The sequence below is a fragment of the Paraburkholderia bengalensis genome (assembly GCF_037126505.1).
Classification (GTDB): Bacteria; Pseudomonadota; Gammaproteobacteria; order Burkholderiales; family Burkholderiaceae; genus Paraburkholderia; species Paraburkholderia bengalensis.
The window spans coordinates 107,342-119,183 of sequence record NZ_JACFYJ010000001.1 but is presented as its reverse complement, the minus strand read 5'-3'; the positions used below and the strand labels follow the sequence as shown (position 1 = coordinate 119,183).

Here is an 11,842-nt window from a genome sequence, read left to right as displayed (position 1 = left end):
CGCCATGGCCAATATTGTCTGCAAAGGGCTGACGAAGCACTACGAGGGCGGCCCGCCCGTGCTGCATCCGCTCGACCTTCAGATCGACGACGGCGAATTTGTCGTGCTGCTCGGGCCGTCTGGCTGCGGCAAGTCGACGATGCTGCGCATGATCGCCGGGCTGGAGGGCATTTCGGGCGGCGATCTGTCGATCGGCGCGACGGTCGTGAATGAGGTGCCCGCCCGCGAGCGCAACGTCGCGATGGTGTTCCAGAACTACGCGCTCTATCCGCATATGAACGTGTACGACAACATCGCTTTCGGACTGCGCCGGCTGAAAACGCCGAAGCAGGAAATCGACCGCCGCGTGCGCGAAGTCGCGTCGATGCTCAATCTCGACACGCTGCTCGAGCGCAAGCCGCGCGCGATGTCGGGTGGTCAGCAGCAGCGCGCGGCGATTGCACGCGCGATGATCAAGACGCCCGATGTGTTCCTGTTCGACGAACCGCTGTCGAACCTCGATGCGAAGCTGCGTGCGCAATTGCGCACCGACATCAAGCGCCTGCATCAACGTTTGCAGACCACGACCGTCTATGTCACGCACGATCAGCTCGAAGCGATGACGCTGGCCGATCGCGTGATCCTGATGCGCGGCGGCAGAATCGAGCAGGCTGGCACGCCGAGCGAGCTTTATCACTATCCGCGTACCTTGTTTGCTGCGGGCTTTATCGGCACGCCGGCGATGAACTTCTTGCCGGGCACGATCGGGCGTTCGTCGGATGCAGTTTCCGTGCGCGTGCTCGACGAAACGTGGATACTTTCTGGGTCGCGGTTCGCGTCCTTGAGCGCCGGCCAGGATGTCAAGGTCGCGATAAGGCCGAATTACGTGCGGGTCGCCGATGGAAGCGGCCAAGCCGATTCTCTCAAGATGCGCGGCGTGGTGGAACTGGTCGAAATCCTCGGTGCTGACGCTCTCGTGACGGTCGACTGTTCTGGCGAGCGGGTCACAGCCCTTGTGCCGTCGGACAGCCTGCCGTCGATTGGCTCGCGTGTGACGCTCGAGATGAACCGCCGAGACCTGCATGTGTTCGATGCGCAGAGCGAGGAAAATCTCACGCTCGCGTCGGGCAAGGAACCGAGGCACGCTGAGGGTGAGCGGCCAACATCGTCAGTCGGAATGCACTAGCGCGCAACCGGCTACGCAGAAGAAGCCGGGTGAGCCGGTACGAAGGAGACAATGAATGAGTCCAGATCTGGAACTGGTGCACACCCGGCAGGATGAATCTTTTCGGGCATGGACCCACGACTATCCGCATAGCGTGGCGAAATGGCACTTCCATCCCGAGTACGAAGTGCACGTCATTCGCGCGTCGACGGGGAAGTTCTTCGTGGGCGATTTCATCGGTGACTTCGCGCCGGGCAATCTCGTTTTGACTGGCCCCAATCTGCCGCACAACTGGATCAGCGACGAAGGCGCCGACGCCGATGTGCCCTCGCGCGACCTCGTGCTGCAATTCTCGCGCGAGGCGGTCGAGCGCATGGTCGCCGCGTTTGCCGAATTGAGCCCGGTGCTTGCGCTGCTGGATCAGGCATCACGCGGACTTCAGTTTCCCGATGCGCTCGGGCTGTCCATCACGCCGTTCATGAAGGAGCTGTCGTCGGCGCATGGCGCGCGCAGGGTTGCGTTGCTGATGAACGTGTTCGAGGAGCTGGTCGGTTGCGCAGACCGGAAGCTGCTTGCGGGGCCGTCATATGACGTGAACGCGCAGCGCTATATGTCGTCGACGATCAATCAGGTGCTGTCGTACATCCAGCAGAACCTCTCCGGCAATCTGCGCGAAACGGACGTCGCGGCGCTGTCCGGCATGAGCGTGAGCAGCTTCACGCGCTTTTTCAAGCGCCACACGGGCTGCACCTTCGTTCAGTACCAGAACCGGCTGAGGCTCAACGAAGCCTGTGAACTGCTGATGTGCACAGACCTCAGCGTGACCGACGTCTGTTATCGCGTCGGTTTCAATAACGTATCGAACTTCAACCGGCAGTTCCTCGCGCAGAAGGGCATGCCGCCGTCGCGTTTTCGCGCGCTGCATCGGCTCAACGAGGTTTCGCGTCCGGAACATCGCGCAGCAGCGTGACGTCGCACCACATAACCAGAGGAATCAGATCTTGAGTTTTCTTGGAATCGACCTGGGCACCTCCGAGGTCAAGGTTGTGCTCACCGACGACGAATCGAACGTCGTTGCTACGGCTGGCGTCCGCTTGCGTGTGGAAAATCCGCACCCGCATTGGTCGGAGCAGAGTCCGCAAGCGTGGTGGAACGCGACGCTCGACGCCATCGGCAGCATCAGGGCCGAGCACGCGGCTGCATTTTCCAGGTTGCGTGGCATTGGACTTTCAGGGCAGATGCATGGGGCCACGCTCCTGGACCGCAGCGGCAATGTGCTGCGGCCGGCCATTCTATGGAACGACACCCGCGCTTACGCGGAGTGTGTCGAACTGGAGGCGCTGGTTCCCGACTCGCGAACCATCACAGGCAATCTCGCGATGCCCGGGTTTACGGCTCCCAAGCTCATGTGGCTTTCGAAGTATGAGCCGGCCGTCTATCGATCCGTCCATAAAGTCCTGTTGCCCAAGGACTATATTGCGTGGAAGCTGACTGGCGAGTTCGTGTCGGAGATGTCCGATGCGTCGGGAACGCTGTGGCTCGATGTCGCGCGACGCGATTGGTCCGATCGGATGCTGTCCGCAACGGGGTTGTCGCGCGACAACATGCCGAGGCTCGTGGAAGGGAGTGAGCCCGCTGGCCAATTGCGCGATGAACTTCGGCGTGAGTGGGATTTGACCGGTTCCGTCGTCGTATGTGGCGGCGCGGGCGATAACGCGGCGAGCGCCGTGGGCATCGGGGTCGTGAATTCGGGCGACGCGTTTCTGTCGCTGGGGACATCGGGCGTACTGTTCGCCAGTACCGCGCGATATGCGCCGAATCCCGAACAGGCCGTTCATGCGTTCTGTCACTGCCTGCCTCGCCAATGGCATCAAATGAGCGTGATCCTCTCGGCGGCCGCCAGCCTGCAATGGCTGTCTGCGCTGTTGAAGACGGATGTTTCCGAACTCGTCGCTATCGCACCGCAAGGGCGAGACGGCAATCCGCCGATATTCCTTCCGTACCTGAACGGCGAACGGACGCCTCATAACGATGCAACGGCAAAAGGCGTCTTCTTTGGCATGACGGGATCGCATCGCGCCGAGCATCTCGCCTATAGTGTGATGGAGGGGGTCGCGTTTGCGATGTCGGATGGTTATGCGGCGTTGCGTGGCGCCGGCACGACGCTGGAGGGAGCATCGTTTGTCGGCGGCGGTTCCAGGAGCGCGTTCTGGGGAAGCCTGTGCGCGACGGCGCTGGGTTTTCCACTTCATCTCCATCAAGGAAGCGACATTGGCGCCGCTCTGGGCGCGGCGCGGCTCGCTCGCCTCGCACTCGGGGAAGACGATGTCTCCGCAGTTTGCTCGATGCCGTTGGTTCTGGAGACCTTTGAACCACAAGCCGATTTGCAGGCCGAAAGTGAGGAGCGGTACGGTCGGTACCGACGGCTTTACACAAGCTTGAAATCTGAGTTCCAAACCTGAAAGGCCGGGCGCGTATCTGCGAAGTGGGCTTCCGGGCGGACCTCTATTTTTGCCAAGAAGCGAGAATTTTATGTCGCCCGGACATTGCGTTCATGTCTGCATCAGATTCGAAATCTTAACTTAACCTTAAGAAAAGACCATTGGGCATCGCCGAGCTTTTGTTTTTTTTATACCGGAAATCTTTACGCCGCATTGTCTTTTTGACTTTAATCGAACCAGCAATTACTGCACAATTTTTCCTTTAATGCGCTAGACGCATGAGCGCTAAGCCAGGCGTTTTCCCTGACCTTCGTAGCTCCCCAGCCACCGTACGGCTCTGTTCTGATGTACGCGTGCTTTCTGCAATATAACCCCGGCTTACTACACTGCTACACGGTCTGAGGGCAACCAGCCGTCGGCCCACGGACCGCACTTCAGTGTGCGACGCGTCATTTCGTTCGCGGCGGGTTCCTCGTTCGCATAGCACTCATTCACCCAGTCAGCGCTACAGAGGAGTGTGGCGCCGCAGCACGCCTTCGATTGCATCAATTCTCATTGTCGTTCCATATTTTTCGCGTCGAATAAAACTGACAGAAATGGTGCTATTTACAGGTTGATGACGTTTCGGAATCCATACATTCATTCAGATATCCATATGGATATCATTAAATTATTTGTCGATCTTTTTTACTGGTCCTTCTTCATCCTTGTCTCCAGTGCGAAGCAGTACAACTTGTGCAGTACTCAAGCATTTCCCACCTGTTTTGCCGCTCGGAGGAGCCAACTGATGAAAAAGCCGATACTGGCCTTGTTGTTGATGGCCACGGCCGTACTCGCTGGATGTGGAGGAGGAGACAACGGTTCGAATTCGACGTCATCCACGCCCGCGCCTACGCCATCGAAGTTGTTGACGAACATTGCCGTGCCCAATTCGAAAACGCCCGCGTTTAGTTTCGACATTGGCTACACGGAAGCAGGCAAGTACTATCTCGCGGATCGAAACAACAAATCCGTCGATGTCGTCGACACGAAATCGAACGCGCTAATTGCGCAGATTCAAGGTGGATTTACTGGCGCAGGCGCGAGTACAGATGCTTCTGGGCCTGACGGCATCGTCGGTGTAACGGGAATGAATACGCTGTATGTGGGCGACGTAGATTCTGTGAAGATCGTCGATACGAACGCGATGAAAACGGTCAAGACGATTCCGATCAGTACATCGGGATCGCGCGTCGACGAAGGCTGCTACGATCCCGACGATCATCTCGTCATGTTCGCGAGCCCCGGCGAGACGCCACCGTATGTCAGTTTCATCTCGACCACGACGCAGGCGGTCGTGTCGAAACTGGTCTTTAACGGCTCGTCAGGACTGGAAGCTTGCGTGTATGACCCGTCTTCGAAGAACTTCCTGATCAATAACGATGGAACGGCGTCCAACCCGGACGGCGAACTCGATGTCATCGCCGCCAGTTCCGTCACGTCCGGCACACCTGCTGTCAGCAAGTCCTTTCCGCTCGGCAAATGCGCGCCCACCGGCATCGCGCTCGGGCCGAACAGCGATGTGCTGATCGGCTGCGACCCAGATGCGGGTAGTGCGCTAATTACGTTGATTCTCGATCGCAACACGGGTTCGCAGTTGGCATCGATTCCGTTCGGAGGAACGGACCAGGTCGCTTACGATCCCGTGTCGAATCGCTACTTCCTGCCTGCGCGTCATTGGGTGACGGGCGGTACGGCAGCGGCGTCGGGATTCACGCCGCAAATGGGCGTCATCGACGGCACGACACGCAAGTTGCTCTACACCGTCGCAGTAGGAACGGGCGCGCACTCAGTTGCAATCGATAGCGGACTTGGACAGGTCTACGTGCCGTTCCAGGCAGGCGCCGGTGCGTTCCCGAACGGGGGGGATCTCGGTCTTCGCCACGAAGTAGGCCGCTCACAGTCGGGATTTCGGCAGTCAGAGGGCTTAGCCAGTGGACAAGGAAATCGTCCACTGGCTCTGTCTCGATCAGCGGGCGCACAGTTGGCGCAGGGCGCAGGGCGCAGCAGCCGGCATGGCAACGGCGTTTGCTGGAAGTGCGCTCGCCCAGGCCAATGCAAATGGCTCCGCGAGCGGCAGCTCCGCGCTGGGCGCGCGGCAAGTCGCTCGCGGGGGCGGTCCCACATAGCCAGGCAGCCATGTGCGCTTGCATCCTCAGACGTTCGGCGTGCCGCTTTGCGGATCTGCGGGTGTCGCCGGATCGGGACTCGCTGCCGGAGGAGCGTAGTTAATCACGTTCGGCAGGCGCGGATTACTCGTGTTGGTGCTGTCGCGCACGCGGTTCTGGATGGTCGTCGTGTCGGTGAGTCCCCAGAAATTATTGGAAAAGTCGAGCGTATGAACGGCGGCAGGATCATACGTGCCGTGCGACTCGATGACCGTCCGGTTGAGGTTCGGTGAGCTTTGCTTGAACAGAAAAGAGTTGTTTTTCGCGATCCCTGTCGGTGCCTGACCGGTGGCGGGGAACGCATTGATCAGCACGAGCGGATCGACCATGTTAATGAACAAGTTGTTCTGCACGATCACGGACGGGTCGAACGCAAAGGCGGCCGAGTCGACGAACGTGTTGTATCTGACAGTTGCATTGCTGAAGCTCGGATATCCATTCGTGCCCGCCTGATAGGTAGTCACGCCGGCCCGAACAATCGGGGTAACGTTCAGGCGATAGGCCTGGCTGTATGTCATGGAAAACGCTGCCGCATTGCTGACCTGTACGAATGCGTCCTGGAGCAGCGTGTGCTGAATGCTGACGAGACCACCACCCGTTTGCGGGTCCACATTGCTAACGGTGACGCCGAGTAGCTGAGCCTGATTGGTTTGTCCCACGTTCATCGCGCCCGCGACATCGATAATGCCTTTGGTCGGAATCTGTCCTATGCAGTCGACTGCACACGGCACCGGCTTGAACGACTCAACGATGGTACCGTCGCCCACCGTGAGGGTTGCACCTTTGGCGACCCGCACCGTTCCTGCAATGAAGTAAGGGGAGCCATCCGGCGACCATGTGGTGTCTGCCGAGATTACCGTCCCGTCGGGAATGATCGTGGTCGGCAGCGCATAGACATAGGCCGTCACGACGTTGCCATTCGGGTCGTTGCAGACCTTCGCAGGGTCGGTTGTGTAAGGCCCGGCGGTACAGGCAGCGGGCGTTCTCGCTGGCGTCGCCGACGCTGCGTTGTTGCTGCCGCTACCACCGCCCCCGCCGCATGCGGCAAGCGCGACAGAAGTCATGGCGACCAGTTTCGCTTTCATCCTCATCTCCCTTTGTTGAATTTTTTGGTCCAGGTCGGTCACGTCAAGACGTGCAGGCTGGATACTCTGCAAGCAACGGGTGCATCAGCTACTTCTTATCCGGCCAGCAGCGCCTCACTGCTATGGAGCAATGAGGCCGCATTTCTCTTCGGTTCGAGGCCGACTTCCAGCGGCAAGCGCTGTGTTTGACGGCCTTCGTCCGTCGCGATGGACTGCTGGGTCGCGGCGCGATATTCGGTTGGCGTCATGCCTGTTACACGCCGGAGAATCTTGCCGAACCGGTCGCCGTTGTTCAGACCGACGCGGCGTGCGATCTTGTCCGCCGGCAGCGACGTGTGGGTAAGCATTTCGCACCCGCGCTCGAGTCGAACCCGCTGCAGGTAATCGGACGGCGTCGTCTTGAGGTATGTCTGGAAATGGCGCAGCAGACTGCGCTCGCTCATCGCGCACGCGTCGGCCACATCCATGACAGACACAGGACGATGGCAGTTTTCGCGAAGCCAGCGAGTCGCCGAATGAACCTTGTCGGCCGCGCTTTTTACACCGCCGAATCCGGCGCCGTGATCGTGTTCGCCAGTTGCCAGCCGGATTGCTTCCAAAGCCTGCTCGTCGCCGAGCCCTGCACAGGTGATATCGAAGACCGCACGCAGGGCGGATAACACGCGATCTCTCGGCGTCTGCAATCCAGGTATGGTTCTGAGTGTCGAAGTACTTTTCGCCAGATGCGCGTCGGGCGCTGCGCCGATCAGGCGGATCGTCGAGCCGCTGTTTCGCATCCGCTGCAGCCACGCATTTCGAACTAACTCGTCCGACTGATTTTCCGACCGGTCTCCGCCCGCAAAAAGCACGTAGTCAGGCCGTTGGCCGCTGAATTCATGAAGGGCCTGGGTTGAAACGCGCAGCGACGCCGCGCAGCGGACGTGCCCGCCCCTTGCCGAGAGATGATGCACTTCGTACCTGACGCCAGCCGCGAGACGTTCGGACAGAACGTTGGCCTGGGCGAGAACCTCCGCGACCGTGCTTGCCGCAAGGAGGTCACAGCCCTCGGATAGTACGAGCGCAATCCTGCGCGTCACTGCCGGACGCGGATGCGATGCCGCGTCCCTTTCGATTTTGCCGGCGGTAATCATGAAGGCTCCCGAGCTATTCTTTTATTAAAAATGTGCTTATGTCGGCGCATGATGCCTCAGCGAAATCGCCTCTAATGTTAGGTAGCGTACAAGCGATAGATAATGGTCAGTTATTACATCGCATAACTAAATAAAGGAAAACATTGCACGTTATCGAGCACAGTCGCCTGTGCGATTGAGACCCAAAATCGGTCGGTTCGGTTGCGGCGTGGAAGAGGTATCTGACGGCTGATGGATGCCGAGGTGAAGGCGAAGACGAATGTTCCCTAGTTTCGCTTGCCGTGAGTATTGGCGGGTTCGCTACGGTCGTGCGGACCTTGAAAGCTCCGCGTGCGGCCGCGGTCGGCCATGCCTGCCGCTGAGACAGCGTTGTTCGTCGTCCGGACACGCGACGACCGGCTGGCGCCCGGCGGCTGCCCCGCGCGGTCGGCGCCCGACGATGTAATCGGTATGCCGGGTTTCGCCGCGGAGTCAGCGCCCGTTTGCGCGCCGGCCGCGAGTGGCGCGGCGGATATCGATAGGGCCATCAGCATCCGGAAAATGGAAGCGCTATTCATGCTTGCTCCTTTTGCAGCGTCCAGCCATTTATGCGCAAGTCTTAGAGCCCTTAACAAAATGAACGAAGGGGCTGTTTACTCTCGATGAATCCTGTTAACCTTTTCATTGTTTCGACGACGAAAAGGACATGGCTAAACCCATACTCGACGACGAACTTTGGGCACTCATCGAACCGTTGCTGCCCCCTCCCAAACCAAGACGAAGCCGTTATCCGGGGCGCAAGCCGCTCGATGATCGTGCGCTGCTCACGGGCATCCTGTTCATCCTGCAGACGGGCCTGCGCTGGGACCTGCTGCCGCGCGAGATGGGCTGCGGCAGCGGCATGAGTTGCTGGCGCCGTCTGCGAGACTGGCAGGCGGCCGGCGTCTGGGACCGACTGCATGAAGTCCTGCTCGCAAAGCTGCGCGCGGCTGACCAGATTGACTGGTCCCGTGTCGTCGTCGATTCCTCCTCGATCCGCGCAGTGGGTGCAGGTCAAAAACGGGACCGAATCCCACGGACCGCGCGCGACCCGGTTCAAAACACCATCTCATCACCGAAGCGCAGGGCATCCCGCTCGCGGTAATCCTCACTGGCGCCAATCGTAACGATGTTACCCAGCTTCACCCACTGGTTGGCGCCATCCCGCCCATTGCCGGCAAGCGCGGCCGGCCTCTTTCTAAGCCCCGCATTGCTCAGGGCGACCGGGGCTACGATCATGACAAATACCGCCGTCCACTACACGCAGCCGGCATCGTGACTGAAATCGCCCGACGCGGCGAGCCACACGGCAGCGGACTCGGCAAAACACGCTGGGTTGTCGAGCGCACCATTTCATGGCTCCACAACTTTCGACGACTGCGCATCCGCTTCGAACGCCTCGCATTCATCCATGAAGCCTTCATGAAAATCGCCTGCTCCATCATCTGCTGGCGAAAGCTGCAGAACTCATTTTGTTAACGCTTGTTATTCCGTGCGCCCATGCGCGGTCATAGCTGCCGTCGCAGGTCTTATCGACGAAGCGTGTTTTTCTGCACCGGAGGGTCTTTTACCGCTAACGCGGGCGGCGCGCGAAAGCCGCAACCGCGCAAAAAATACTGGTCGCGGAGCTATCGGCATCGACTGTGCTCGCCTGGCTCTAAAAAGGGTCGATCATCTGGTCGAAGTTGTATCGCTCTCGGACGAAAGCACATGCAGCAATGCGTGAGTTACCCATCGCTCGGCCTCGAGCCTTGTCAGAATGAAGTCTGCTTGCGTCTGGTCGAGCGGGGCGAAACTGATCGTGATGCGCTCAAAGTCTGCGCGCTTCATACAACTGGTGCGGGCGCCCTGCATGTGCGCGCCCGCCGCTGCCAGCAGACGCCACAGCGCGATCACGTGAAGATCGCCGCACGCCGCTTGAACCGTGACCCCTCCGACACGCTCACCTGTCTGTAAGTGACGCATGATGTCCGTCCGCAAAGTCAACGTCGTCGTTTCGAGTGTAGCGCTTTCAAAGCTGGATGGTGAGCAAACCAGCGACGGTTACATTGTGCTGACGATGGACCACGGCGATCAAAGCGCTTTCTTCATCGAAGGAGCGGGGTGCAACACATAATCGCGCCGCTCATAAAATTTGACGGCGTCCGGCTTGGCGTCGAGGAATACCCAGTTCATGTTTCGCGCGCGAGCGTCCGCTTCGGCATAGTCCATTAACGCTCGGCCCGCACCGCTTCCCCGATGACTCCCTGCAACGACGAGATCGTCAACGTATAGAAACGCCCCTCTCGCTAACGTGTGAACAGGCCGCATGCCAAGCAATCCGACGAGCTTTCCGTCAACGAACGCACCGACCAGCTCGTAGCCGGAATACGATTGTCGACTGATGGCCTGCAGAAACTCCGCTTCGTCCACGGAGCGCAACTGTGAAATAACGGGAAATGCGGTCGGCCATTCTCCGGGAGAAAGTCGTCGAACAGTGATGGCTGTACCGCGAGCAGGAGTCGTCATTGGTTTCCTTTTGCTTGAACGGATTCGCTCATCCGAAGCGTGGTTCGCGTCGTTAGCGCCGCCCGATATGCAGCGCTGTCCGGTCACGTCGGCCGCGCAGGATTGCGCAGGTCGAGCACACCGTCGCGCCGATCCAGCAAGTAGCGGGCGCGTTCGAGGCCCGCCCGTTGCGCTTCCTCGCGCGTCTGCCAGAACGGTCCGACGTCCTCGGTTTCTTCCAGTTGCACGGGATGTCCGTCGCGCTCGACTTCAATGACGGCGCGCCAGTTGTCGCGATCGTTGCGTGTTGCGTAGACGCTCACGTGGTAGCCGCGATACTCAAGGCGCTCACGTGGAGACTCGCCGGAGTGCGGTAAGGAGGACATAAACGGGCCTCATCGGAATATGGCTGCGTTGACGACGTCAGCAAAGAGCCAGCAAAACGCAATGCGTTGCAAGCGAAACCCGCGCAACGCGTCCGGTTCAGGAGATGGACTTGCCGCCACGCACAACGTAGTGGGCTATTCCTCGTTACCGACTGCCTTGGAGACGGCAGCGGGGCTGTCGAACTCCTCGTCGGGCAGTGCGGCAAGCGCTTCCATGACCTCTTCGTCGGCATTGTTTCCCTTCGCGGTCTTGAGCAGTTCTTCCTTCCTCGCGGGATAGGAGGCGCCCTTCAATGCCTTCTGCACGTCGATGAACTTGCGGATTTGCGGATTCTTTGCGCCGGACGCGGTCATGATCGATCTCCCTGTAGTCGGCTGCGCAGCAGCGCTGCCACAGCGAAGCCCGCGGCCAGCGCAACATATACGCCCGCCAGCGAACGGTTGGAAAGGTGTGCGTCGAAGCCCGGCGTGAGCCGCTCGGGCACGACGTGATAGTCGACGATATAGGCGGTCGCGGCCGTCGCTGTGGCGGCCGTCGCGGTCGCCACGGGGTCCGTGCGGGGTGCGCCGCGCGCGAGCCGCGCATTGGCCGCTTCGAACAGCATCGCCCAGAAGACCGCCGACGCCTGATGAATCGCGAGACCTGTCAGCGTGAAACGCAGACTGAAGCCGGTTTCGCTGAACGCGCGGCGCGGCCAGATGCAGTGCGTGACGGCGTTGATCGGCGCGAGCATCGTCGAGCCTTCGGATGCTGACCGCCAGCCCGCGAAGACCGCCGCCAGCGTGCCTGCCGCAATGCCCGACTGCAGCGCCCGACGCGATACCGGTTCGTGTCCTGCCTTCGGGCTGCATCGGGCGCGCCTGATTGATTCCATCGACTGTCTCCGTGCGCCGCCAGGTCGATTGGAGACGCGCCATGTCTGTGACGCTTGCGAACCCGCAAG

The 11,842-nt window shown here is 60.0% G+C and carries 11 protein-coding genes; 4 read left to right on the top strand and 7 right to left on the bottom strand.

Annotated elements, in window-relative coordinates:
* Positions 1 to 4 precede the first annotated feature (4 nt).
* From H3V53_RS00560 to xylB, 3 genes are read left to right on the top strand one after another with little or no spacing between them, the layout of a single operon-like run.
* Positions 5 to 1,165, top strand: a complete 1,161-nt coding sequence (locus tag H3V53_RS00560; RefSeq protein WP_336596225.1) for an ABC transporter ATP-binding protein — start codon at positions 5 to 7, stop codon at positions 1,163 to 1,165.
* A gap of 55 nt (positions 1,166 to 1,220) precedes the next feature.
* The gene (locus H3V53_RS00555) at positions 1,221 to 2,114 is read left to right on the top strand and encodes an AraC family transcriptional regulator (RefSeq protein ID WP_336596224.1); all 894 of its coding nucleotides are present in this window, start codon (positions 1,221 to 1,223) and stop codon (positions 2,112 to 2,114) included.
* A gap of 31 nt (positions 2,115 to 2,145) precedes the next feature.
* Positions 2,146 to 3,606: a xylulokinase gene (gene xylB / locus H3V53_RS00550; RefSeq protein ID WP_336596223.1), complete on the top strand. Its 1,461-nt coding sequence runs from the start codon at positions 2,146 to 2,148 to the stop codon at positions 3,604 to 3,606.
* Positions 3,607 to 5,779: 2,173 nt separating this feature from the next.
* Here the strand turns inward: xylB and H3V53_RS00545 are convergent.
* Together H3V53_RS00545 and H3V53_RS00540 are read right to left on the bottom strand one after the other, a co-directional pair.
* A complete protein-coding gene (locus H3V53_RS00545; RefSeq protein WP_336596222.1) occupies positions 5,780 to 6,877 on the bottom strand; it encodes a hypothetical protein in 1,098 nt (365 codons plus the stop codon).
* A gap of 95 nt (positions 6,878 to 6,972) precedes the next feature.
* A complete protein-coding gene (locus tag H3V53_RS00540) occupies positions 6,973 to 8,007 on the bottom strand; it encodes a helix-turn-helix domain-containing protein (RefSeq protein WP_336596221.1) in 1,035 nt (344 codons plus the stop codon).
* A 685-nt stretch (positions 8,008 to 8,692) separates the two neighbouring features.
* Between H3V53_RS00540 and H3V53_RS00535 the strand changes: the two genes are divergently transcribed.
* Positions 8,693 to 9,504 (top strand): IS5 family transposase gene (locus tag H3V53_RS00535; RefSeq protein WP_336596220.1). Its coding sequence is split into 2 segments (ribosomal slippage): positions 8,693 to 9,041 and positions 9,041 to 9,504, totalling 813 coding nucleotides; the frame shifts between segments, so codons are not numbered across the junction.
* 192 nt (positions 9,505 to 9,696) lie between these two features.
* Here the strand turns inward: H3V53_RS00535 and H3V53_RS00530 are convergent.
* The 5 genes from H3V53_RS00530 to H3V53_RS00510 all read right to left on the bottom strand — a co-directional run bounded on the left by H3V53_RS00530 (position 9,697) and on the right by H3V53_RS00510 (position 11,773).
* Entirely contained in the window at positions 9,697 to 9,990 is a 294-nt protein-coding gene (locus H3V53_RS00530; RefSeq protein ID WP_336596219.1) for a hypothetical protein, read from the bottom strand.
* A 108-nt stretch (positions 9,991 to 10,098) separates the two neighbouring features.
* Positions 10,099 to 10,533, bottom strand: a complete 435-nt coding sequence (locus tag H3V53_RS00525; RefSeq protein WP_336596218.1) for a GNAT family N-acetyltransferase — start codon at positions 10,531 to 10,533, stop codon at positions 10,099 to 10,101.
* An 83-nt stretch (positions 10,534 to 10,616) separates the two neighbouring features.
* Complete coding sequence (locus tag H3V53_RS00520) at positions 10,617 to 10,898, bottom strand: DUF6566 family protein (RefSeq protein WP_336596217.1); 282 nt, start codon at positions 10,896 to 10,898, stop codon at positions 10,617 to 10,619.
* Positions 10,899 to 11,033: 135 nt separating this feature from the next.
* A complete protein-coding gene (locus tag H3V53_RS00515; RefSeq protein ID WP_054925833.1) occupies positions 11,034 to 11,252 on the bottom strand; it encodes a DUF2795 domain-containing protein in 219 nt (72 codons plus the stop codon).
* Entirely contained in the window at positions 11,249 to 11,773 is a 525-nt protein-coding gene (locus tag H3V53_RS00510) for a hypothetical protein (protein WP_336596216.1), read from the bottom strand. Before H3V53_RS00510 ends, H3V53_RS00515 begins: the two co-directional genes overlap by 4 nt.
* Positions 11,774 to 11,842: the final 69 nt, after the last annotated feature.